The sequence below is a fragment of the Rhizobium sp. BK196 genome (assembly GCF_014193255.1).
Classification (GTDB): domain Bacteria; phylum Pseudomonadota; class Alphaproteobacteria; order Rhizobiales; family Rhizobiaceae; genus Rhizobium.
The window spans coordinates 533,762-557,358 of sequence record NZ_JACHZB010000001.1 but is presented as its reverse complement, the minus strand read 5'-3'; the positions used below and the strand labels follow the sequence as shown (position 1 = coordinate 557,358).

At 60.7% G+C, this 23,597-nt stretch carries 23 protein-coding genes; 17 read left to right on the top strand and 6 right to left on the bottom strand.

Features of this window, described 5'->3' with window-relative positions:
• Positions 1-24 precede the first annotated feature (24 nt).
• Positions 25-1,533 carry a winged helix-turn-helix domain-containing tetratricopeptide repeat protein gene (locus FHT78_RS03040; protein WP_183740349.1) on the top strand — a complete coding sequence of 503 codons (1,509 nt, stop codon included), beginning with the start codon at positions 25-27 and terminating at the stop codon, positions 1,531-1,533.
• 137 nt (positions 1,534-1,670) lie between these two features.
• Positions 1,671-2,099: a L,D-transpeptidase gene (locus FHT78_RS03035; protein ID WP_183740347.1), complete on the top strand. Its 429-nt coding sequence runs from the start codon at positions 1,671-1,673 to the stop codon at positions 2,097-2,099.
• A gap of 5 nt (positions 2,100-2,104) precedes the next feature.
• Here FHT78_RS03035 and FHT78_RS03030 read toward each other — a convergent pair whose 3' ends face one another.
• Positions 2,105-2,827, bottom strand: a complete 723-nt coding sequence (locus FHT78_RS03030) for a Crp/Fnr family transcriptional regulator (protein ID WP_183740345.1) — start codon at positions 2,825-2,827, stop codon at positions 2,105-2,107.
• 545 nt (positions 2,828-3,372) lie between these two features.
• Between FHT78_RS03030 and FHT78_RS03025 the strand changes: the two genes are divergently transcribed.
• From FHT78_RS03025 to FHT78_RS02995, 7 genes are all read left to right on the top strand, one after another.
• The gene (locus tag FHT78_RS03025) at positions 3,373-3,651 is read left to right on the top strand and encodes an acyl carrier protein (protein WP_007814022.1); all 279 of its coding nucleotides are present in this window, start codon (positions 3,373-3,375) and stop codon (positions 3,649-3,651) included.
• A 113-nt stretch (positions 3,652-3,764) separates the two neighbouring features.
• Positions 3,765-4,262: a 3-hydroxyacyl-ACP dehydratase FabZ family protein gene (locus FHT78_RS03020; RefSeq protein ID WP_113320665.1), complete on the top strand. Its 498-nt coding sequence runs from the start codon at positions 3,765-3,767 to the stop codon at positions 4,260-4,262.
• Positions 4,259-5,464 carry a beta-ketoacyl-ACP synthase gene (locus FHT78_RS03015; protein WP_183740343.1) on the top strand — a complete coding sequence of 402 codons (1,206 nt, stop codon included), beginning with the start codon at positions 4,259-4,261 and terminating at the stop codon, positions 5,462-5,464. The genes FHT78_RS03020 and FHT78_RS03015 overlap by 4 nt, the downstream gene beginning before the upstream one ends.
• A gap of 11 nt (positions 5,465-5,475) precedes the next feature.
• On the top strand, positions 5,476-6,762 hold the full coding sequence (locus FHT78_RS03010; protein WP_183740340.1) for a beta-ketoacyl-ACP synthase: 1,287 nt from the start codon (positions 5,476-5,478) through the stop codon (positions 6,760-6,762).
• A 147-nt stretch (positions 6,763-6,909) separates the two neighbouring features.
• Positions 6,910-7,938: a zinc-binding dehydrogenase gene (locus FHT78_RS03005; protein WP_183740337.1), complete on the top strand. Its 1,029-nt coding sequence runs from the start codon at positions 6,910-6,912 to the stop codon at positions 7,936-7,938.
• Between the two features lie 4 nt (positions 7,939-7,942).
• A complete protein-coding gene (locus tag FHT78_RS03000; protein ID WP_183740334.1) occupies positions 7,943-8,878 on the top strand; it encodes a lipid A biosynthesis lauroyl acyltransferase in 936 nt (311 codons plus the stop codon).
• 199 nt (positions 8,879-9,077) lie between these two features.
• The gene (locus tag FHT78_RS02995) at positions 9,078-9,776 is read left to right on the top strand and encodes a PAS domain-containing protein (protein ID WP_183741822.1); all 699 of its coding nucleotides are present in this window, start codon (positions 9,078-9,080) and stop codon (positions 9,774-9,776) included.
• Between the two features lie 2 nt (positions 9,777-9,778).
• On the opposite strand, the gene FHT78_RS02990 is transcribed toward FHT78_RS02995, so the two are convergent.
• The 3 genes from FHT78_RS02990 to FHT78_RS02980 form a co-directional block, all read right to left on the bottom strand.
• Entirely contained in the window at positions 9,779-10,141 is a 363-nt protein-coding gene (locus FHT78_RS02990) for a VOC family protein (RefSeq protein WP_183740331.1), read from the bottom strand.
• Between the two features lies 1 nt (position 10,142).
• Positions 10,143-10,541: an SRPBCC family protein gene (locus FHT78_RS02985; RefSeq protein WP_183740328.1), complete on the bottom strand. Its 399-nt coding sequence runs from the start codon at positions 10,539-10,541 to the stop codon at positions 10,143-10,145.
• Positions 10,542-10,604: 63 nt separating this feature from the next.
• Positions 10,605-11,390: a DUF6597 domain-containing transcriptional factor gene (locus FHT78_RS02980; RefSeq protein WP_246715076.1), complete on the bottom strand. Its 786-nt coding sequence runs from the start codon at positions 11,388-11,390 to the stop codon at positions 10,605-10,607.
• 155 nt (positions 11,391-11,545) lie between these two features.
• On the opposite strand from FHT78_RS02980, the gene gndA reads away from it, so the two are divergent.
• Both gndA and FHT78_RS02970 read left to right on the top strand, forming a co-directional pair.
• Positions 11,546-12,976 carry an NADP-dependent phosphogluconate dehydrogenase gene (gene gndA / locus FHT78_RS02975; RefSeq protein WP_183740326.1) on the top strand — a complete coding sequence of 477 codons (1,431 nt, stop codon included), beginning with the start codon at positions 11,546-11,548 and terminating at the stop codon, positions 12,974-12,976.
• Positions 12,977-13,059: 83 nt separating this feature from the next.
• Positions 13,060-13,467 (top strand): VOC family protein, encoded by a 408-nt coding sequence (locus tag FHT78_RS02970; RefSeq protein WP_183740323.1) that lies wholly within the window; start codon positions 13,060-13,062, stop codon positions 13,465-13,467.
• 229 nt (positions 13,468-13,696) lie between these two features.
• On the opposite strand, the gene FHT78_RS02965 is transcribed toward FHT78_RS02970, so the two are convergent.
• Both FHT78_RS02965 and FHT78_RS02960 read right to left on the bottom strand, forming a co-directional pair.
• Positions 13,697-14,206 carry a GNAT family N-acetyltransferase gene (locus FHT78_RS02965; RefSeq protein WP_183740320.1) on the bottom strand — a complete coding sequence of 170 codons (510 nt, stop codon included), beginning with the start codon at positions 14,204-14,206 and terminating at the stop codon, positions 13,697-13,699.
• Positions 14,207-14,246: 40 nt separating this feature from the next.
• Complete coding sequence (locus FHT78_RS02960; protein ID WP_183740317.1) at positions 14,247-15,287, bottom strand: LacI family transcriptional regulator; 1,041 nt, start codon at positions 15,285-15,287, stop codon at positions 14,247-14,249.
• 454 nt (positions 15,288-15,741) lie between these two features.
• On the opposite strand from FHT78_RS02960, the gene FHT78_RS02955 reads away from it, so the two are divergent.
• The 6 genes from FHT78_RS02955 to FHT78_RS02930 all read left to right on the top strand — a co-directional run bounded on the left by FHT78_RS02955 (position 15,742) and on the right by FHT78_RS02930 (position 23,597).
• Positions 15,742-16,977, top strand: a complete 1,236-nt coding sequence (locus FHT78_RS02955; RefSeq protein ID WP_183740314.1) for an ABC transporter substrate-binding protein — start codon at positions 15,742-15,744, stop codon at positions 16,975-16,977.
• Positions 16,978-17,148: 171 nt separating this feature from the next.
• The gene (locus FHT78_RS02950) at positions 17,149-18,054 is read left to right on the top strand and encodes a sugar ABC transporter permease (protein ID WP_183740311.1); all 906 of its coding nucleotides are present in this window, start codon (positions 17,149-17,151) and stop codon (positions 18,052-18,054) included.
• A complete protein-coding gene (locus FHT78_RS02945; RefSeq protein ID WP_183740308.1) occupies positions 18,047-18,991 on the top strand; it encodes a carbohydrate ABC transporter permease in 945 nt (314 codons plus the stop codon). Before FHT78_RS02950 ends, FHT78_RS02945 begins: the two co-directional genes overlap by 8 nt.
• Positions 18,992-18,995: 4 nt before the next feature.
• Positions 18,996-20,102, top strand: a complete 1,107-nt coding sequence (locus FHT78_RS02940) for an ABC transporter ATP-binding protein (protein WP_183740305.1) — start codon at positions 18,996-18,998, stop codon at positions 20,100-20,102.
• 234 nt (positions 20,103-20,336) lie between these two features.
• Positions 20,337-22,793, top strand: coding sequence for a glycoside hydrolase family 2 protein (locus FHT78_RS02935; RefSeq protein WP_183740302.1), 2,457 nt, complete (start codon positions 20,337-20,339; stop codon positions 22,791-22,793).
• A 39-nt stretch (positions 22,794-22,832) separates the two neighbouring features.
• Positions 22,833-23,597 (top strand): sugar phosphate isomerase/epimerase, encoded by a 765-nt coding sequence (locus FHT78_RS02930; protein ID WP_037099242.1) that lies wholly within the window; start codon positions 22,833-22,835, stop codon positions 23,595-23,597.

The following is a 23,597-nucleotide window of genomic DNA, read 5'->3' as shown; positions in this document are numbered from 1 at the left end:
ATGAAAGCCTCTAGGATGCGCGCCATGCAGGGAGCGCGTTTTGCCTTTGGTCCGTTCGTGCTTGATCCGGAGGCGGGGACGCTTCTTCGGAACGACGATCCCGTTGCTATCGGGCACCGCGGGGTAAAGCTGCTTGCCGCGCTCGTCGGGCGGCCCGGCGAAATTCTGGCCAAGACCGAGCTGATGGATGCGGCCTGGCCGGGCACGGCCGTCGAGGAGGGTAACCTCACCGTCCAGATCGCGCAGCTGCGCAAGCTGCTGGGTCCTGCCGCTGACGGCGGTGAATGGATCTCTACGGTTCCGCGTATCGGCTATCGCTTCACCGGTGCCATAAAACAGCTCGGCAGCGGGAAGCGAAAAGCTCTGGCGCTGCCGGACAAACCCTCGATTGCCGTACTGCCCTTCGTTACGGTCAGCGGCGATCCGGAGCAGGAGGGTTTTGCGGATGGCCTGACCGAAGACCTGATTACCGATCTTTCCCGGACCTCGGGCCTCTTCGTCATCGCCCGCAATTCGAGCTTTGCCTATAAGGGAAAGGCGATGGATGTGCGTGATGTCGCCGGAGAGCTTGGGGTGCGTTACCTGCTCGATGGCAGCGCAAGACGGGCGGCCGGGCGCGTGCGCATCAATGCCCGGCTTGTCGATGCCGAGAGTGGCGATCATCTCTGGGCGGAGCGTTTCGACCGCGGCCTGGACGATATTTTTGCCGTTCAGGACGAGGTCACCGGCAAGATCGTCGAGGCGTTGCTCGGCCGGCTGCATCCGCCGCCGCCACGCAATCGGCCGAAGAGCCTCGAAGCCTATGATCTTTGCGTGCGGGCGCGCACGCTGATGGATGATGCGCCGCAAAGTGCGCGGGAAACGCAGCTGATGCTGACGCGGGCGATTGCGCTCGATCCTGATTATGCCGAGGCGCATCGCTGGCTGGCGCTGAACCATTGGATGGGATGGGTGCATAGCGGCGGTCCAACCGAAGCAGATCGCAGCGTTGCCCTGGAACTGGCGCGCAAGGCTGTGGCGCTTGATCCCAACGATGCCGGCTGCCGCTGGGTGCTCGCCTATCTTCTTGCCTACGAGCGGAACTTTGCCGAAGCGGATACGGAGTTCGAAAAGGCGATCGCGCTGGACCCGAACGAGGCCGATACCTGGGCGGCGCTGTCGGACATTTCCGTTCTCGCCGGGCGGATCGATGAAGGTCTCGAACAGATCGGCAAGGCCTTCCGGCTGAACCCGTTTCCGGCCAGCTGGTATTATCTGACGCTCGGTCAGGCGCAATATGCCTGTCGCAACTATGAAGCCGTCGTCGAGACGCTGCGGCGCGAAGAGACCTACCGCACGAGTTCACGCCGTTTTCTGGCGGCAGGCCTTGCGCAGCTTGGCCGGCTGGACGAAGCGCGCAGCGAAGCCGAACTGTTCCTCGTTGCAAACCCGCAATTTTCGATCAGCCATTGGGCGGCGACGGAACCGTTCCGGGACGCGGCCACTCTGGCGCATTTCGTCGATGGATACCGCAAGGCCGGGTTTCCTGAGTAAGGCGGAGCGCCGTCAAATAGTCATCCTTGTTAGAAATGTGATTACCATTCGAGTTAAAGCAAAATAGGAAGTATTGCCGTAGTCTCTTCTCTCGTTGGGCGAAAATAAGCCTTTAAAGGTTCGACAGAGGGACGACCATGAAGACGTTTTTTGCGGCTGCTACCGCAGTGTTGTTATTGCAGTTTTCTCCTGGCGCGGCTCAGGCTGCCACGCTGGTTGCCAATATCAGCCTCAGCAAGCAGACGATGACCGTCAGCGAGAACGGTTGGGTGAAGTATCGCTGGAAGGTTTCGACGGCGCGCAAGGGTTATACCACGCCGACCGGTTCGTGGAGCGCCAAGTGGCTGTCGCGCGATCACCGCTCCAAGAAATACGACAATGCGCCGATGCCGTTCGCCGTGTTCTTCAACGGCGGTTATGCCGTTCATGCCACGTTCGAACGCAAGCGGCTCGGCACGCCGGCCTCGCATGGCTGTGTACGCCTCGATCCCGCCAATGCGGCGGAATTCTTCTCGATGACGCGGGAAAACGGTCTTGCCAATACCCGCGTCGTGATCACGCAGTAATCAGATCAGGCCGTAACCAGGCGCTCCAGTTCGTCCATATCGGGCACTGTGATATGCCGGTTGTTCTCGATGCGGATGACGCCCTGCTTGCGCAGCTTCGTCATCTGGCGGCTGACGGTTTCGATCGTCAGCCCTAGGAAATCGGCAATCTCGGCACGTGAGAGCGGCAGGTCGAAGGCCGCGCTGCTTGCCGTTTCCGGCTCGGCATGCGTGGCGATGAGATAGAGAAGGCTTGCGACCTTTTCCTGGGCCGTGCGACGGCCAAGTGTGAGCATCCACTCCCGCGCAGCATCCAACTCCTTCAGCGCCTGGGCATGCAGGTTGTGCTGCAGTTCAGGCGTCTCCAGTATCATCCGGTCGAGCAGCCCACGGGGGAAGACGCAGATTTCCGTCGGTGTGGCTGCTTCGGCCGACAGTGTGCTTTCAGGCACGAAGGGGCGGCCGATGAAATCGGGGACGAATTGCAGGCCGACGATCTGCTGGCGTCCATCGGGCAGCACCTTGCAGAGCTTCACCACGCCATTCATGATGTTGGAATAAGACGAAACTTCCTCGCCCTGGGCGACGATCTCGGAGCCGGCATCGAGTTTGCGGCGAGTCGAATGCTTGCAGAGTTCGCGCAGCTGGGCAGCCGTCAGCGCCCCGCAGACAACGCCGTGGCGTGCCTCACAGACGCGGCAGGTCGCCGGAATAGTTGTGTCAGGATCTTCACTGCGCGCGATGTCCATGTTCCGATGCCCCGACCCGACCCTGTGCCTGCGTTTCTGTTACGTCTCGGCCCCAAGGTCTTCTATTCCGATTTCTTGTCTCTGCGTCTTGATCTTTATCAATTCCGACCGGATTCTGATTTGATCCAGATCAAAGTTTCCTTTTTCGGCAGGTTTATTTCCCGCCTTGAAAACCATCCTGCTGCAGAAATATCCGGCTCTATTTCGCGTTATACGAGCTATCCGGCAGTGCCGCAATTGAACGCAAGTTTAGGGACGTCGAGGCATCGCTCCAGGCGCACATTCCCCGGCTGCGGCCGTGGATCAGAACGATCTCTGTGCCGTCGAGACGGACGGTTTTGCCGTCGCGGAGACCGGAAAAGCCTTTAGCCGGGTGGCCACTTTATGCTTCAATACGTCTCTCGGACAGCGCAAAGGGCGGCATTCCATTGCTGTTTAGGCAACACCTCCCCGGCAAATTGGCTTGCAGCCGGGACGAAAGCATTGGCTTTTGAAATGGATTTGCCTATGAGGAGGGGAATCTTCATTTCCAAGAGGTAGAGCGAGTGACCGCTACATTCGATAAAGTTGCCGATATCATTGCTGAAACAAGCGAGATCGACCGCGCAACGATCACGCCGGAAAGCCACACGATCGACGACCTCGGTATCGACAGCCTCGACTTTCTCGATATCGTTTTCGCCATCGACAAGGAATTCGGCATCAAGATTCCGCTCGAAAAGTGGACGCAGGAAGTCAACGAAGGCAAGGTTTCCACCGAAGAATATTTCGTGCTGAAGAACCTCTGTGCCAAGATCGACGAGCTGCGCGCCGCCAAGGCTTGAAGCAACATCATCATCTTTTTTTCACGCCCTGCCGCCATCGATATGGCGGCCGGGCGGTTTTGTTCCTAAGTAGGCCTTCCCAGGGCTTTTGCGCATCGCGCCGGAGAAGACTGATGCTGCTGGAATATTTCCAGATGATTGACCGCGTCGAGGCGGTGGACCTTGAGAAGCGCACGCTCGTTGCGCGCTCGGTCGTGCCGGCCAAGAGCCCCGTTTTCGAGGGGCATTTCCCGGGCATGCCGCTCGTTCCCGGCGTGCTTCTCATCGAAACCATGGCGCAGGCCTCCGGCATGCTGGTACTTGCCGCCACCGATTTTACGTCCATGCCCTTCCTGATGTCGGTCGATGGCGCCAAGATGCGCACCTTCGTCGAGCCGGAAGCGGTGCTCGACATCGAGGCTTTCCTCGAACATGACGGCTCCGGTTTTGCCGTCACCAAGGCAAAGATCACCAGCGGCGGCAAGAAGGTCTGCGATGCGCAGCTGAAACTGCGCACCATGCCTTTCAGCGAAATTCCGCTCGGTGATATCGTGAAGAAACGTGCCGGCGAAGTGGGCCTGATGGACGCCATCGCTGCGCAGCGGGCGAAGGCCCAGGGGGTGAGTGAATGAGCAAGGCCGCCAATGACGTCGTGATATCAGGCATCGGCATCGTGACCTGTCAGGGTGTCGGCAAGGATGCGCATCTGGCGATCCTGACTGCCGATGCCGCACCTGTTGCTATCGTCGAGACCGAGAAGTTCAAGCCTTATCCGGTCCATCCGCTTCCTGAGATCGACTGGTCGCAGCAGATCGCCAAGCGCGGCGACCAGCGCCAGATGGAAAACTGGCAGCGGATCGGCGTTTTTGCAGCGGGTCTGGCGCTCGATGACGCGGGCTTCAAGGACGATCTGGAAGCCTGCGGCACGATGGATATGATCGTTGCCGCCGGCGGCGGCGAGCGCGACATCAATGTCGATACGCTGATCGTCGACGAGGGCCTGAAGCGTAACGATCGCGAGCTGCTGCTCAATGAGAAGCTGACGACGGAACTCAGACCGACGTTGTTCCTGGCGCAGCTGTCCAATCTGCTCGCCGGCAATATTTCTATCGTTCACAAGGTAACAGGCTCCTCGCGCACCTTCATGGGCGAGGAAGCCTCCGGTGTTTCCGCCGTCGAGACGGCTTTCTGGCGCATCAAGTCGAGCGAATCCACCCATGCACTCGTCGGCGGTGCCTTTGCCGCCGAGCGTCAGGACATGATCCTGCTCACCGAAGCAATCGGTGCGAATACGCGCGGGCAATGGGCACCGCTCTGGTCGCGCTCCGAGCTCGAAGGCGGCGGCATGATCACCGGTTCGGCCGGCGCTTTCCTGGTGCTGGAATCGCGCAAACATGCCGAAGAGCGCGGCGCGCATATCTATGCGACCATTGCCGCCGTCGAAGGCGACCGCGGCAATCGTGCTGCGGGCAATTTCGAACTGCGTATGGAGCGGCTGTTGAAGCCCGCTGCCGGTCTGGCCCCCGAAACCACGGCGATCTTCTCCGGCTCGACCGGCATGCATGAGCTTGCCGCCCGTGAAAAGGCAGTGCTGGAACACCAGCTTCCGGGTGCTGCGATCCGCGGCTTCGGCGGCGTTTCCGGCCATACGATCGAGGCGCAATTCACACTCGGCCTGGCACTCGCAGCGCTCGCGATCGATGCCAAGGCCAAGGTTCCGCCCTTCGATGCCGCGCATGAAGCGCCGATGAAGGCAGGCACGAAGGCTGCCGTCGTCACCACCGTTGGACATCAGCGCGGCGAAGGCGTCGCCGTTCTCTCGGCAGAAGCGTGAGGAGGACTGAAATGACAGCGTCCGTTTACAAGGATCATCTCGGCCGTCCGATCGTTGCGGTCACCGGCATGGGTATCATCACCTCGCTCGGTCAGGGTTTGAAGGACAACTGGGCAGCCCTTTCGTCAGGCACATCGGGCATTCACGATATCACCCGCTTCCCGACAGACGGGCTTTCGACGCGTATTGCCGGCACGGTCGATTTCATCGACATCCCAGTGCCGAACGCCGTCGAGCGCTCCTATGCCTTTGCGCGCGAAACGACCATCGAAGCGCTTGCCGATGCGGGTCTTTCCGGCGATTTCAACGGTCCTCTGTTCCTCGCAGCACCGCCGATCGAGCCGGAATGGAGCGCCCGTTTCGAGCTTGCCGACCGTTCGCCGGCCGCCGATCATCCGGGCGATGCTTATGAGCGGTTTTTAGCCGCCATGCGCCAGCGCCCCGATCCGGCCTTCCATGAGGCTGCCCTCTTCGGCGCGATCTCCGAGCGGCTGTCAGACCGTTTCGGTACGCGCGGCCTGCCGGTCACTCTGTCGACGGCCTGTGCATCGGGCGTCACGGCGATCCAGCTCGGCATCGAGGCGATCCGCCAGGGCCGCACCGACCGGGCGCTGACGGTTGCCACCGACGGTTCGCTGAGTGCGGAAGCGCTGATCCGCTTCTCGCTGCTGTCTGCTCTTTCCACGCAGAACGATCCGCCGACCAAGGCGTCCAAGCCGTTCAGCAAGGATCGCGACGGTTTCGTCATCGCCGAGGGTGCGGCGACGCTGGTGCTGGAATCGCTGGAGGCGGCTGTCGCACGCGGCGCCAAGGTGCTCGGCATCATGAAGGGTGCGGGCGACAAGGCCGACAGCTTCCACCGCACGCGCTCGTCGCCCGATGGCGGCCCGGCAATCGCGACGATCCGCGCAGCCCTTGCGGATGCCGGCATGAGCGAGGACGATATCGGTTATATCAACGCGCACGGCACCTCGACGCCTGAAAACGACAAGATGGAATATGGGTCGATGTCTGCCGTCTTCGGCGAAAAGCTGGTTGGCATTCCGGTCTCGTCCAACAAGTCGATGATCGGTCATACGTTGACGGCAGCCGGCGCCGTCGAGGCGGTCTTCTCGCTGCAGACCATGCTGACTGGCACGCTGCCGCCGACGATCAATTACAACAATCCGGATCCGTCGATCGTTCTCGATGTCGTCCCGAACAAGAAGCGGGAAGCCCAGGTTTCGGCCGTGCTTTCCAACTCTTTCGGCTTCGGCGGACAGAACGCCAGCCTTGTCATGGCGCTCGAACCGGCTTAGAGACCCTCCTTGATTTTGGGACGAAGTGGTTTTTGACGTCCTCGGGCTTGCCCGAGGATCTACCCGCGTCACGCGATAACCGCTGGCAGATGCTCGGGACAAACCCGAGCATGACGACGATCCACGTAGAAGAAAGAACTATACATCATGCGCGCGCTGCAACTGATCGATGACCGCAAGCTTGAGATCACCGACCTGCCGGAACCGGATGCCCCGGCTGCCGGTGAAGTGACGCTGCGCGTCAAGGCGGTGGCGCTGAACCACATCGATGTCTGGGGCTGGCGCGGCATGGCTTTCGCCAAACGCAAGATGCCGCTCGTCATCGGCGCGGAAGCCTCCGGCGTGGTCGAGGCGATCGGCCCCGGCGTTGCCAATGTTCTGCCCGGCCAGCTCGTGGCGATCTACGGCGCGCGCACCTGCGGCCTCTGCCGCCCATGCCGCGAAGGCCGCGACAATCTCTGCGAACACGTTTCCGGCGTGCACGGCTTCCATCTGGATGGTTTTGCGCAGGAGAAGGTGAACCTGCCGGCGCGCCTGCTGGTTCCCGCGCCTCCCGGCGTCGATGCTGTCGGTGCAGCCCTTGCGCCCGTCACCTTCGGCACGGTCGAGCATATGCTCTTCGACAATGCCAAGCTGGAACCCGGTGAGACGATCCTCGTGCATGCCGGCGGCTCCGGCATCGGCACGGCGGCGATCCAGCTTGCCAAGAAGATCGGCTGCACCGTGATCACTACCGTCGGCTCCGACGACAAGATCGAGAAGGCCAAGGCGCTTGGCGCCGATCACGTCGTCAACTACCGCACCGATCGTTTCGAAGGCGTGGTGCGCAAGCTCACCAAGAAGAAGGGCGTCGACGTCGTCTTCGAACATGTGGGCAAGGATACCTGGGCCGGCTCCATGCTCTGCATGAAGCGGGGCGGGCGTCTCGTCACCTGCGGCTCGACCTCGGGTGTTTCGACCGAGATGAACCTGATGATGCTCTTCCAGCAGCAGTTGAAGCTCTTCGGCTCCTTCGGCTGCCGCATGGAGAACATGGCGGATGCCATGCAGAAGATGGGCCGCGGCCTCGTTCATCCCGTCATCGATACCGAAGTCAGCTTCGACGATATCGACCGCGCGCTGGAGCGCATGGAATCCCGGCAGATCTTCGGCAAGATCATCCTGAAGATGGACTGACCGGGTGAAGCTGTTCATCACCCGGATCGTTCTGGCGCTCAGGCGTTTCCAGCAATGGCTGGTGGCGCAGCTGATGTTCGGCTTCCTGAACTTCCTGAAGCTTTTTCCGGCCGATGGCGCCATGCGCTTTGCCGACTGGATGACCCGCCAGATCGGCCGGCGGCTGAAGCGCCACAAGCTGATGCTCTACAATCTGCGTCGAGCTTTCCCCGAGAAAAGTGAGGCGGAGCTCGAAGAGATCGCGCTGGAAAGCTGGGGCAATATGGGCCGGCTCGCGGCCGAGTACGTCTTTCTGGACCAGCTCTTCGATTTCGATCCGGAACGGGCGGAGCCCGGCAGGGTAGAAGTCTCGGGCATTCCGATCTTCCTGGACCTTCGCGACAATCCGCGTCCCTTTATCGTTTTTACCGGCCATACCGGCAATTTCGAGCTATTACCGGTTGCCGGCAACGCCTTCGGTCTCAGCGTGACCGTGCTCTTCCGCCCGCCGAACAATCCTTACGTAGCGCAGAAGGTCTTCGATTTCCGCAGCGGCCGCATGGGCAAGCTCGTGCCTTCGCATGCCGGCTCCTCCTTTGCGCTGGCGCGCCAGCTCGAAGCAGAGCAGGGCGTTGGGGTCCTCGTCGACCAGAAGTTCAGCCGAGGGTTGAAGACGACGTTTTTCGGACTTGAAACCAAGACCAATCCGCTGCTGCCGAAGCTGGTGCGGCAGTTCAATTGTGAGGTCTATCCGGCCCGCTGCATCCGTCTTCCCGGCAATCGCTACCGGCTGGAGATCGAGCCGAAGCTGGAGATGCCGCGCGACGAGAAGGGCAACCTGGATCTTGCCGCCACGGCACAGATGATGAACGACAAGGTTGAAAGCTGGGTGCGCGAAAACCCCGCCCAATGGCTTTGGTACCATGACCGCTGGGATATCAAACGTTCCGTCAATCTGTAGGATTCTGCCTGTAAGGTTTTGCTCCTGATTTGTAATCGGTGAAAAGCGACAGGTCTGCTTGAGTTGAAACTGAGCACGGTTCATGTTACGCCTCTCTACTATGGCGCGTAAAGTGCCTACCGTAAGGCGTAATCTTTCATTAAGCGTAGGCCTCGACCGGTTTCGGAACATTTCTCAGGAAAAGGATATGGGGGGTATCTTGCTTGAGCTATTCAGAGCGTTTTCCTTACGCTGCGTGCAGATCGAGGAAGCAATAAGGCTAGGAGACGACGGACGCGTTGCCGCACTTGATCGCGATATCCAGCCGCTGGTCGAGGCAATCCTCGCATGCAGGGCATCGAGCCTCGTCGAGATCTATATGCAACTTCAGTTTGTAAGCTATCTCATCGCGCAGGATGCGGATGACGGGGCTTTCGTGACGCAATATGCTGCCGTGCTCTCCTATCTGCTCGACCGCTATTTCGGCGCCCATGCGCCGGACTGGCGCGTGCCGCTGCCGGTGGACATGAAGCTCAGGCAGCCGCCCGCCTATATTCCCGATACAGATAATGGCCAGTTCCTCAACGCGGCCATACTGCAGACGCTGCCTGACCGCGTGGCGGTGCTGACCAAGGATTACCGCTACCTCTACTCCAATCCCGTCAATTGCGCCCATCTCGGCAAGAATGCCATGCAACTCATCGGCCGCCATATTGTCGAGTTCATCGGCGAGGAGCGCTTTGCCGGCGAGGTGAAGGAAAAGCTCGACGCGTGCTTCGACGGCACGCCGGCAGATTACACCTACGCGCGGGACGAGCGGCACAACCGCTGCCGCATGGTGCCGCTCTGCGATGCGGCGAAGAAGGTGATCGGGGCACTGATCACCATTCAGACTCTCGGCGCCGACGCACCGGCCTGAGCTCAGCTCTTGCTCCAGACGGCGAGTTCGTAGCCATCCTTGTCGACAAAATGGAAGCGGCGACCGCCGGGGAAGGGCGTAATTGGTTTTGCTATGGTGCCGCCGGCCTTTTCGACGCTTGCGAGCACGTCTTCCAGCTTGTCGGCGTAGAGGATGACGAGCGGGCCGCCTGCAGCACGTACCGGGCCGAGATTGGTGAAGCCGCCCTTCAGCCTGCCGTCGTCGAACTCGCAGTAGTTCTCTCCGTAATCGGTGAAGCGCCAGCCGAAGGCCGCGCCGTAGAAGGCTTTTGCCGCGCCGATATCGGTGACATTGAACTCGATATAGTCGATGCGGCGATCATTTTCGGGAGTGTTCTCGGCCATCCTATTTCTCCATCATCGATTTGAGCGTCGCCAGATCCTTCTGGATATGGGCGGCATCGGCGGCAAACTGTTCGTCGGTCATGCCGGGAAGACGCAGCAGCGTGAACATCACCTCGCAGCCATCGCCATTCGGCACGATGCGCAGCGCGTTATAGACGCGCAGGCCGGACTCGATGGTGACTGTATGGTCGATGACACCGAATTCGTTCGGCGGCACGAAGCTAACGCGGATGCCGCCGAGCGGGCCGTCGGCAATCCAGTCCTCGCCATCGGGTTTGAGACCGGTGGCAAGGCCGGATGCCCAGAGTGGCATGTTCTCCGGCTTGCCAGCGAAGTCGTAGACATCGCGCCAGTCCCTGTCGATCGAGGTGTGGACGATACGGGCGGGCATTGTGGTCATCGGTCTGTCCCTTTGCTTTGTAGCAGACTAGCAGGCCCGTTTTTCCCGTCTTGAACGAAACGGTCAGCGGCCGGTCAATTGATCGACCATGGCCAATGGCGTCAGCGTCGTCAGGTCGCCGATCTCGCGCGTCATGTGGGCCTGGTCGGAAAAGCCGGCTTCAAGGGCAAGAGCGGCGAGCGGCAGGGTCTCACCTGCGCGGCACAAGGCCATGAAACGCTGCAGCCGGCGGACGCGTTCCAGCGTCTTGATGCCATAGCCGAAATGGTGGTGGGCACGGCGGCGCAATTGCCGTTCGCCAATATCGAGCTTCTGCTGCAGATCGCCGATCCGGCCCGATCCTTGGTCTGCAACGGCAAAGATCAGGCGGGCCTCGGGGTCCGGCCCCGCTTCTTCCCTTGCCAGTTCACTCAACAGGCTAGCGAAGAGTGAGCGGGCGGTAGCCTGATCGGGACGGTCGGACAGGCGCTGTTCGAGGAGGGCAGCCTTTCCAGGCGCGAGATCGCTCAGTGGAATGGAGAGGCCGGTGATCTCCGACAGAGGCAGCTTCAGCCAGGCGGCGCCGGCGCCCGGTGCAAAACGTGCGCCGATGATGCTCATCCCAGGCATCATTGGCGGGAATGCGGCGGTGCGGTCCGGCCCGGCAACGAAGAGGCGGCCGTTTGCGAAAAGCAGGTCGCAATAACCATCAGGCACGATGGCGACCGGCCTCGCTGTTCGAATCTCATGCGACCAGAGGCAGCGGAAATGCGGGGCGAGGGCCGGTGAGGGCGCATATTCGCGGTAGCGCCCGGCTCTCTTTGCGAGCAGCGGCCTGATATTGCTATCCATCGCAGTGCCGACGGTCATTCCTGCCTCCCGAACCCCATCATATGGTGCTGGCCAAGCCGTTCGGAAAGCCTGTTCCGACAGCCTTTTTTCGATCCGAATCGCGGTCTTCGACCTTGCCGTTTGGGTGAGAGAGTGCCACAACATCGCACCATTTCACTCATCGGAGGTTTGTCGTGGAAAAGGCAGAAATCGGACTGATCGGCCTTGCCGTCATGGGGTCCAACCTGGCGCTCAACATTGCGGAAAAGGGCAACAAGATCGCAGTTTTCAACCGCACGCCTGAAAAAACGGATGAATTCTACGAGAGTGCCGGCGATCTCAAGAAGCAGATCATTCCCTGCAAGACGATCGAGGAATTCGTCGAGGCGATCCGCCCGCCACGCCCGATCATCATCATGATCAAGGCCGGCGAGCCGGTGGACCAGCAGATGGAGGCACTGCGCCCGCATCTCGAAAAGAACGACATCATGATCGATGCCGGCAACGCCAATTTCCGCGACACAGTTGCCCGCTTCGGCCGCCTCAAGGATACCGGCCTGACCTTCATCGGCATGGGCGTGTCCGGTGGTGAGGAAGGTGCCCGCCACGGCCCGTCGATCATGGTCGGCGGCACGGAGGATTCCTGGAAGCGCGTCGAGAAGGTGTTGACCTCGATTGCCGCCAAGTATGATGGCGACCCCTGCGTCGCCTGGCTCGGCAATGACGGCGCCGGCCATTTCGTCAAGACGATCCATAACGGCATCGAATATGCCGACATGCAGATGATCGCCGAAATCTACGGCATCCTGCGCGACGGACTCGGAAAGAGCGCTTCGGAGATTTCCGGCATCTTCGGCGAGTGGAACAAGGGCCGCCTGAACTCCTATCTCATCGAGATTTCCGAGAAGGTGCTTGCCGCGACCGACCCGATCTCCAAGACGCCGATGGTCGACATGATCCTCGACAAGGCGGGCCAGAAGGGCACCGGCAAGTGGTCTGCAATCGAAGCGCAGAACATGGGCATTCCGGCAACCGGCATCGAAGCCGCCGTCGCCGCCCGCAGCCTGTCGTCGATGAAGGAACAGCGCGTCGCCGCCGAAAAGATTTTCGGTGATCTCGGTGCTGCCTTCCCGATCGCCTATGGCCCTGAATTCAACAAGGATCTGGAACTGGCGCTGTTTGCCGGCAAGATCGGCGCCTATGCGCAGGGTTTTGCCGTCATGGCGGAAGCTTCGAAGGAGTTCAACTGGTCGCTGCCGATGCCGACGATTGCGAAGATCTGGCGCGCCGGCTGCATCATCCGCTCGCAGTTCCTCGACGAGATCACCAAGGCGTTCACTGACGCGCCCGATGCGGCAAATCTCATCGTCACGCCTGCCTTCTCGGCCATGGTCAAGGAATCGATCCCGGCGCTTCGCCGCGTCGTGACCGCGGCAATGACCGCCGGCCTGCCGGTTCCGGCGCTGGCTTCGGCGCTCACCTATTTCGACGCCTACCGCCAGGGCCGCGGCACTGCCAACCTGATCCAGGCGCAGCGCGACTTCTTCGGCGCCCACGGCTTCGACCGCCTCGACGGTAAGGATTTCCACCACGGCCCCTGGGGCAGCGGTGCCTCGACCTTCTGAGGTTTGCGGAATAGAATTGAAAAGCCCGGCCATTGCGCCGGGCTTTTTGTTATAGTGCCAAAGGCGAAAGGGAGGTTTCCGACATGCTCCACCACGCATCCTTCGGGGTGGCCGATATCGAAAAGGCTGCGCGATTCTACGATGCTGCCTTTGGCGCACTCGGCTATATCAGGGTCTGGGAGGACCTACGGCCGGGCGAGGCCGGACAGGCTGTCGGCTATGGCCTGCCTGGCGGCGGTGACAAGCTGGCGATCAAGGCGGTCGAGGCGGTCGAGGCGGGGCAGGCGGCACCCGGTGCCGGTTTTCACCTTGCCTTTGCTGCGCCGGACAGGCAGTCGGTGATCGAATTTCATGCGGCGGCGCTTGCGCATGGTGGCGTCGACAATGGCGCGCCGGGGCTGAGGCAGCATTACGGGCCTCACTATTTTGCAGCCTTTGTTATCGATCCGGATGGGTATCGGATTGAGGCGGTGTTTAATCAGTCGGTTTAAGGGGAGTGGGCTTCACCAGCTCTGGAGGGTGAGGCCCTCATCCGATCCTTCGGACTACCCGACGGGGTCGAGCCGCGGGTCTTGACCCGTCCTTCGGACCCCCTAGGGAGAAGGGGATATGCCGCACCGTCTCCGCCTTCCCGGAGTTTGGCAGGTCCCCTCTACCCGGCGGGGAGAGGGCTAGGTGAGCGGGCCGCACACTCAAACGACCCACCCTGAGAACGCACGCTCATGGCAATATCGGCGGAATGTGATAGACGACACAGCCATATTTGCGGTTCTGGCGGTGTTCCCCGACCTCGCCGCCATAGGCTTCGGCAATCCGCCTGCTGGCGATGTTTTCCTCGGCGACCGGATATTCGAAATAACGCACCGTCTGCGTCTTGCTCACCCATCTCGCTACGGCGCCGATCAACTCATTGCCGAAGCGTTTGCCATGCACATCGCGTCGTAGCCAGATTCCGAGCTCCGGTGTACCTGATTTGATAGCGTGTACGCCGAGAATGCCGAGGCAGCGGCTATCCTCGCGGCTGCGAGGGACAAGGGTGAGTTCCGATCCATCTTCCATTGCAGGCAGCCAGTTTTGCCAAATTTCGGCAAAGGCTTCTTCGCTCGCAGGCGCTTCCCAGGCGGTGAAGCGGGTGATCTCGGGGGAGATGCAGGCAAAGACCTCGCAGGCATCCTCCTGCCTGAATGAACGGAGGACCGTGCGTTCCGTTGGTATTTCGATGTCCCGCATGCGTTTCTCCGCGCGCCAGCATAACGGCAGTCCCGGATGCTTACCGCCCGTCCGGCCATTCCGGCTTGGTGATGCTCTGCAGCAGCTCCGCGTCCACGCCGTCGATCCGTGCGATCACCTGTTTTGCCATCTCGCGGCCGGCATGGCGGACGTCTTCATAGGCGGTGATGATCTCCGGGCGGATCCAGTTGAGGATCGGGGCGGATTGTTTGGAGACGAGGTCTACATCGTGGCCGAGGCGCTTGCCGGCGGCTTCGATGCCGGCGTTGACGGCGATGGTGGCGCTGCCGGCTGACGAGACGATGCCGTCAGGCGCGCCAGGGGAGCGCATCAGATGTTCCACGGCGTCGCGGATTTCGGCGAGCGGGGCGTCGATATTGACGCGCAGCGGCACTTCCTCGGCGCGGTAGTCATGCAGGCCGGTCTGAAAGCCGATGCGGGTATGGGTGTAATAGGTGAGCTTGCTCGGCGGCTGCAGGAGAGCGATGCGCCTGCGGCCCCTGGCGACCAGCTTCTGCACGGCCTGATGGGCGTAGGCCTCGTTGTCGAAGTCGTGGTAGGGGTGCACCAGCCCGGCATCGGTGCGGCCGTGAGTGGTAAAAGGCATGCCGCTTTCGGCGAGCAGGCGCACGCGCGGATCGTCAGGCTCGACGCGCGAGATGATGACGCCGTCGGCCGAGCCCGTTTCCAGGATGTAGCGCACCGGCAGCATGGGGTCCTTGCTGTGCGAATGCGGGGTGACGACGATATGATAGGGCGTGCCGGTCAGCACTTCGGAAATGCCGAAGACCATCTGGCTGGAAAAGCCCATGATCTCCTCGTCGATGCTGAGCACCAGCGCAATAACGTTGGTCTTACCGGTTCTCAGGCGCACACCGGCCCTGTTCGGCTGGTAGCCCAGCTGGCGGGCGACCATGCGAACCCGTTCCTTCGTTTCAGCGCCGATATCCGGTGCATCTTTCAGCGCCCGCGATACGGTCGTCACGCCAAGGCCGGTCATGAAGGCGATCGTCTTCAATGTCGGGCGCTCGCGCGGAATGGAACCGGATGCGGCTCCGCCGAAATTTCCGTTGTTTTCCATCCCTCTAGGCCTGCCTCGCGCGATTTGCTTCGCCTTATAGAGGCTTTTGGGCGCACTGTAAGTATGCCGCGCCCAAAAAGCTCTCCTCCCTGAGCGGAACAATCTGTAACGATACAGTAGAAATGTCGAGCGCTTTTTCTGATCGATGTTGTAGAGTGATCCTCTCTGGTTGAATCGCCTGTTGAGGTCGCGATTTTTTGCGCCTGCGAAACGCGAAAGCTCCGCAATTATCGGATTAATAAAAAATTAAACAGCATAATCAAAAGGATGCTTGCGTGGTGCATTTGCGAAAACGCCGGCCCATCCTTTTCTTCTGGAGTAAGAGCGGAGCTGATGACTGCTCTCATAGGATGTAAAGGCCGCTTTGGCAGAAAATTTTGCCAGCGGGCGGTTGCGCTGATAAATCGATTGCTCTAAGTTTTTCCGGCAACGTTTCAGTGAGGGAGGAGAACTCATGAAAATCCGTATGATGGCGGCCGTGCTTGCCGCTTCAGTCGCGCTTCCGTTCGGCGCCGCCAACGCTACCGATCTCGAAGTCACGCACTGGTGGACTTCGGGCGGCGAATCCGCTGCCGTCGCCGAGCTGGCAAAGGCATTCGACGCCACCGGCAACCATTGGGTCGACGGCGCTATTGCCGGTTCCGGCGGAACTGCCCGTCCGATCATGATCAGCCGCATCACCGGCGGCGATCCGATGGGCGCCACCCAGTTCAACCATGGCCGGCAGGCCGAGGAACTCGTCCAGGCCGGTCTGATGCGCGACCTGACCGACGTGGCGACCGCCGAGCACTGGAAGGACATCATTCGTCCGTCGAGCCTGCTCGATTCCTGCACCATCGACGGCAAGATCTATTGCGCGCCGGTGAACATCCACTCATGGCAGTGGCTCTGGCTTTCCAACGCTGCCTTCAAGAAGGCCGGCGTCGAAGTTCCGAAGAACTGGGACGAGTTCGTCGCTGCTTCTCCGGCTCTCGAAAAGGCAGGCATCATTCCTCTCGCTGTCGGCGGTCAGCCCTGGCAGGCCGCGGGCGCCTTCGACGTGCTGATGGTCGCCATTGCGGGCAAGGATACCTTCAACAAGGTCTTCAAGGATAAGGACGCGGAAGCTGCTGCAGGTCCTGAGATCGCCAAGGTCTTCAAGGCTGCCGACGATGCACGCCGCATGTCCAAGGGCAGCAACGTTCAGGACTGGAACCAGGCCACCAATCTCGTCATCACGGGCAAGGCCGGCGGCCAGATCATGGGCGACTGGGCGCAGGGCGAATTCGCACTTGCAGGTCAGAAGGCCGGCACCGACTATACCTGCCTGCCTGGCCTCGGCGTGAACGAGATCATCTCGACCGGCGGCGACGCCTTCTACTTCCCGCTCCTGAAGGACGAGGAGAAGTCCAAGGCTCAGGCCGTGCTCGCCAAGACCCTGCTCGATCCCAAGACCCAGGTCGCGTTCAACTTGAAGAAGGGCTCTCTGCCCGTTCGTGCCGACGTTGATCTCGCCGCCGCCAACGATTGCATGAAGAAGGGTCTCGATATCCTGGCGAAGGGCAACGTGATCCAGGGCACCGACCAGCTGCTTTCGGCCGACAGCCAGAAGCAGAAGGAAGACCTCTTCTCCGAATTTTTCGCCAACCCGTCGATGACGCCGGAAGACGCTCAGAAGCGTTTCGCCGAGATCATCGCTTCGGCTGACTGATCGACAGATTCGCTGCCTTTGCGATCCGGTTTGACAAAAGCCGGATCGCTTTCAGACAAATGTCCTGATGGCGGCGTCTCTCCAGCGTCCCGGTAAATCCGGGGCAGGGACGGCAGACGGCGCCTCGCCGTTCTGCCACGGGTCGCGGTTGCGATTTGAGGAGAAGAATTCATGACGGGGCAAGCGCAAGCAGGCCGGCCAATTAAATTACTGCGCAATCTGAACGCCAAGATTGCATCCATACCAATGATCCTGACAGCGCTGGTGATCTTTGTCGGCGGCACGTTGTGGACGGTCGTTTATTCCTTCACCAATTCCAAGCTGCTTCCACGATTGAGTTTCGTCGGCCTCGATCAGTATCACCGTCTCTGGGCGGCGCCCCGCTGGGTAACGGCGATCGAGAACCTGGCCGTTTACGGCATTCTCTCCCTCATCTTCAGTCTGGTCATCGGTTTCGTGCTCGCTGCGCTGATGGATCAGAAGATCCGTTTCGAAAATACCTTCCGCACTATCTTCCTTTACCCATTCGCACTGTCCTTCATCGTGACGGGCCTCGTCTGGCAGTGGGTTCTGAACCCGGATTTCGGCATTCAGTCGGTGGTGCGCTCGCTCGGCTGGACGAGCTTTACGTTCAATCCGCTCTATACGCCCGAAATCGTCATCTACGGCATCCTGATCGCGGCGCTGTGGCAGGGAACAGGCCTCGTGATGTGCCTGATGCTTGCTGGCCTGCGCGGCATCGACGAGGATATCTGGAAGGCTGCGCGCGTCGACGGAATCCCGATGTGGAAGACCTATCTCCTCGTCGTCATTCCAATGATGCGGCCGGTTTTCATCACGACGATCGTCATTATCGCTTCCGGTATCGTCAAGGTCTACGACCTCGTGGTGGCGCAGACATCGGGCGGTCCCGGTATCTCGTCGGAAGTGCCGGCAAAATACGTCTACGACTATATGTTCCAGGCGCAGAACCTGGGTCAGGGCTTCGCCGCATCGACAATGATGCTCGTTACGGTCGCGATCATCGTCGTTCCCTGGGCCTATCTGGAATTCGGAGGAGGGCGCAAGCGTGGCTAATATCGGAACTCTCAACACCACTGCCGCCGGTATCGACGCGGTCTCGTCCAGGCTCGGCGATGGCCCGAGCGGCCCAAAGCCGCGCCCGGCGCTGTCGCCACGCAACATCATGCTCTATGGAACACTGATCGTTGCGGCGCTTTACTATCTGCTTCCGCTCTATGTGATGGTCGTAACGTCACTGAAGGGCATGCCGGAAATCCGTCTCGGCAATATTTTCTCACCGCCGATGGAGATCACTTTCCAACCCTGGGTGAAAGCCTGGGCCGAGGCCTGCACCGGCCTCAACTGCGATGGCCTGTCGCGCGGATTCTGGAATTCGGTGCGTATTACCGTGCCGTCGGTGATCATCTCGATCGCCATCGCCTCGGTAAACGGCTATGCGCTCGCAAACTGGCGCTTCAAGGGATCCGAATTTTTCTTCTCGATCCTCATCATCGGTGCGTTTATTCCCTATCAGGTGATGATCTATCCGATCGTCATCATCCTGCGCGAAATCGGCATCTACGGCACGCTGACCGGCCTCGTCATCGTCCATTCGATCTTTGGCATGCCGATCCTGACGCTGCTCTTCCGCAACTATTTCGTCTCGCTGCCGGAGGAGTTGTTCAAGGCGGCGCGCGTCGATGGGGCTGGCTTCTGGCAGATCTTCCTGAAGATCATGCTGCCTATGTCCCTGCCGATCTTCGTCGTTGCGATGATCCTGCAGGTGACCGGCATCTGGAACGACTTCCTGTTCGGCGTGGTCTTCACCCGGCCCGACACCTATCCGATGACCGTGCAGCTCAACAACATCGTCAATTCCGTCCAGGGCGTGAAGGAATACAACGTCAACATGGCAGCAACGATCCTCACCGGGCTGGTGCCGCTGATCGTCTATTTCGTCTCCGGGCGGCTTTTCGTCCGTGGCATCGCCGCCGGCGCAGTGAAGGGTTGATCCCATGAACATGAATTCAAGTGTCTCCAATTCGAGTGTCTCCATCAAGGATCTGTCGTTGAATTTCGGCTCGGTCAGCGTGCTCAAGGACCTGAACCTCGATATCAACGACGGCGAATTCCTGGTGCTGCTCGGCTCCTCCGGCTGCGGCAAGTCCACCCTGCTGAACTGCATTGCCGGCCTGCTCGACGCCTCGGAAGGGCAGATCTTCATCAAGGGCAAAAACGTCACCTGGGAAGAGCCGAAGGACCGCGGCATCGGCATGGTCTTCCAGTCCTATGCGCTCTATCCGCAGATGACCGTCGAGAAGAACCTCTCTTTCGGCCTTCGCGTCGCCAAGGTGCCGCAGGCCGAGATAGACAAGCGCGTCGCGCGTGCTTCGGAGATCCTGCAGATCCAGCCGCTCCTGAAGCGCAAGCCGGCCGAGCTTTCCGGCGGGCAGCGCCAGCGTGTGGCGATCGGCCGTGCCCTGGTTCGCGACGTCGATGTCTTTCTGTTCGACGAGCCGCTCTCGAACCTGGACGCCAAGCTTCGCTCGGAATTGCGCGTCGAGATCAAGCGCCTGCACCAGTCGCTGCAGAACACGATGATCTACGTCACGCACGACCAGATCGAGGCGCTGACGCTGGCCGACCGCATCGCCATCATGAAAAGCGGCATTATTCAGCAGCTCGACGACCCGACGACGATCTACAACCGGCCGCGCAACCTCTTCGTCGCTGGCTTCATCGGCTCGCCGTCGATGAATTTCCTGCGTGGCGAACTGGTCAGCACGGGCGACGGGATGGCCTTTACGGCCAACGGCGTCAACTTCTCGCTTGCCGGCTACGACGCCGGTGAAACGCTGCAGCCCGGCCGCAAGGTGGTGCTCGGCGTTCGCCCCGAGCACATCAAGGTCAACGAGAATACGGGCGGCGAAGAACACGACGCCACCGTCGACATCGAAGAACCCATGGGCGCGGATAATCTTCTGTGGCTGAAACATGCGGGCCACACGATGTCCGTCCGCGTCAATGGCGCGCGCCGCTTCAATGTCGGGGCCAAGGTGAAGCTCAATTTCGACATGTCGCTCGCTTCGCTCTTCGATGCGACGACGGAAAACCGCATTTGAAGCCTTGACCACAGGCGGATGAAGGCGAGGGTGGTGACACTTTCGCCTGAGCCCGCCAACGCGAGCCGGCCAGGCGGCAACGCAGAATGAAAAGACCATCCTCTCCCCACCGGCCTGTCCCGGCTCACGGGGAGGGGCGGGGTGCGGGCTCTGCCCCGCACCGGCGGGGACATCCCCTGTCCCAGCTCAATCATCAGGAGGGCTCCGTCCTTCGTCCAAGATCGAGATCAAGTAATGACCCAGTCCACGACCTCCATTGACCTAGCTGGCTCCTGGCAACTCTCTTCCGGGGACGGCGAAGCGAAATGCGCGATCACGCTCCCGGGCGACGTGCATACAGCGCTGCACCGGGCCGAACTCATTCCCGATCCCTATTTCGGGCGCAATGAGGAAAAGGTGCTGTGGGTCGCCGAGCGCGAATGGACGGTGGAGCGCAGCTTCACGCTTCCTGATGCCGAAGGCGACTGGTACCTCGACATCGACTATCTCGACACGGTCGCAAGCGTCTACGTCAATGGCTTCCTGGCGCTCGAGGCTGATAACAGCTTCCGCCGCTACCGACCCGACGTGTCGAGCATGTTGAAATCGGGCGACAATTCCATACGCATTGTCTTTGCCTCCAATCCCGCTGTCGGTGCTGCGCGGCAGAAGCAGCAACCGTTCTACATCCCGTACAGTACAGGCAATTCGCCGATCCCCGACGGCAACATGCTGCGCAAGCCGCAATGCCATTTCGGCTGGGACTGGAATATCGCCATTGCGCCCCTCGGCCTTTACGGCACGATTGCGCTGAAGAAGCTGGACACGGCGCGCATCGAGCATGTGCTGACGCGCCAGACGCATAATGCCGACGGTTCGGTGGAACTGCAGGTCACGGCGACGCTTTTTGCCAAGGATCCCGGCATCGCGCAGCTTTATTTCGATCTCGACGGCGAGCGCGTGCGGCTCGATGTCGGCGTCAGTGCCGGCGAGACAAATGTCAACCACGTCTTCCAGGTCGACAATCCGCGCCTCTGGTGGCCCTCGGGCAGCGGCGAGCAGGCGCTTTATATGCTGACCGTCGAACTGCCGTCCGACAGCGTGACGAAGCAGATCGGCTTGCGCACCATAGAGCTCATCACCACGCCGGATGCTGCCGGCAGCCGCTTCGCCTTCAAGGTCAACGGCCGTGAAATCTTCTGCCGCGGCGCCAACTGGATCCCGGCGGACGCGCTCTTCTCGCTATCTTCTGAGGAAAAGACAGAGGATCTCTTACAGTCGGCCAAGGCCGCCAACATGAACATGATCCGTGTGTGGGGCGGTGGCTTCTACGAACACGACTGGTTTTACGATATCTGCGACCGGCTCGGCCTGATGGTCTGGCAGGACTTCATGTTCGCCTGCAACCTCTATCCCTCGACCGAGGAATTCCTCGAGAATGTCGCCGTCGAAGTCGATTACCAGGTTCGCCGGCTTTCCTCGCATGCCTCGATCGCGCTCTGGTGCGGCGATAACGAGCTTGTCGGCGCGCTCACCTGGTTCGAGGAGTCCCGCAAGGATCGTGACCGCTACCTCGTCTCCTACGACCGGCTGAACCGCACGATCGAAGTGGCGGTGAAGAAGGCGTTGCCCGGCGCGCTCTGGTGGCCGTCGAGCCCGGCTTCCGGCTATCTCGATTACGGCGATGCCTGGCATGCGGACGGTTCCGGCGACATGCATTACTGGTCGGTCTGGCACGAGAACAAGTCGTTCGACAATTACCGCTCGGTCAGGCCGCGCTTCTGCTCGGAATTCGGCTTCCAGTCCTATACGTCGCTGCCGGTCATCAAGACCTATGCCGACGCCAAGGACATGAACGTCGCATCACCCGTCATGGAACTGCACCAGAAGAATGCCGGTGGCAACGAGCGCATTGCCGGCACGATGTTCCGCTATTTCCGCTTCCCGAAGGATTTCCCGAACTTCGTCTATCTCAGCCAGATCCAGCAAGGTCTCGCGATCAAGACGGCGGTGGAATACTGGCGCTCGCTGAAGCCCCATTGCATGGGCACGATCTACTGGCAGCTCAACGATACCTGGCCGGTCGCGTCCTGGTCGAGCCTCGATTACGGCGGTCGCTGGAAGGCGATGCACTATCTCGTCAAACGCTTCTTTCAGCCGGTGGCGGTGGCCGCGATCCCCTCGGAGGATGGCAAGTCGATCCGCTTCTCGCTGGTCAACGACACGCTTGCCGATGTCAGCGTCGATCTTGCGGTCTCCATCCTGACGATGAAGGGCGAGCGCAAGCATCTGAAGAACGTACAGGCCATGTGCGCGCCGGATGCGGCCTGTACCGCTGCAACGCTCGACATATCAGAGATACCCGAGGGCACGCTGCTTGCCTGGCACTTCACCGCGTCCAACGGCATGGGCGGCGAGGGGCATTATGTCAACGGCACCTACAAGGCGCTGGAATTGGAGCCGGCGGGCCTGACGGTCACGCATGAATTCGTCGAGGAGAATGGTTCGGTCGACATCAATATCACCGCTAAGGGACTGGCGCTTTTCGTGATGATGGAGACGGAGACAGACGGCAAATATTCCGACAATGCCTTCGACCTGGCTGCCGGCGAAAGCCGCCGCATCGCCTTCACCCCGGCAAAGCCTCTCGAAAAGGGCAAGCTGCCGGAATTCCGCTTCTATGACCTGCATTCCTGCCAGTCGGCAGATTGATCTTACGTGAGAACGGGCACGAGGCCCGAGGAGGATGACATGACCAAGCTCAGCTATCAGCTTTATAGCGCCCGCAATTTCCCGCCGCTTTCGGCGATCTTCGAAAAGCTCGGCAAGGCCGGTTACGGCGAAGTCGAAGGCTTCGGCGGCATCTATGCGGAACTCGATGAGGCCGGCCTCAAGAGCCTGCGCGCCGATCTCGACAAGAACGGCCTTGTCATGGCAACGGGCCATTTCAGCCCCGATTTCCTCGACGGCAATGTCGAGAAGTCGCTGCAGATCGCCAAGATCCTCGGCATGGATTCGATCTATGCGCCGCACTTGATGCCCGACCAGCGCCCGACCGATGCAGCCGGCTGGCTCGCTTTCGGCAAGCGCCTGCAGGAAATGAGCAAGCCCTACAAGGATGCGGGCTATGAGTTCGGCTGGCACAATCACGACTTCGAATTCGTGAAGCTTTCCGACGGTTCGCTGCCGATCGAGCGCATCTTCGAAGGCGCGCCCGGCATCACCTGGGAAGCGGATATCGCCTGGGTCGTCCGCGGCGGCGCCGATCCCTATGCCTGGGTCGAAAAGCTTGGTGACCGTATCAGCGCCGTCCACGTCAAGGATATCGCACCGGCTGGCGAAGCCACAGACGAAGGCGGCTGGGCCGATGTCGGCCACGGCACGATCGGCTGGGCGAAGCTTCTTCCGGTCGTCAAGGCAAAGACCAAGGCCAAGCATTTCGTCGTCGAGCACGACAATCCCAATGATATCGACCGCAACATCACGCGCTCGATCGCTTCCTTCAAGACCTACTGA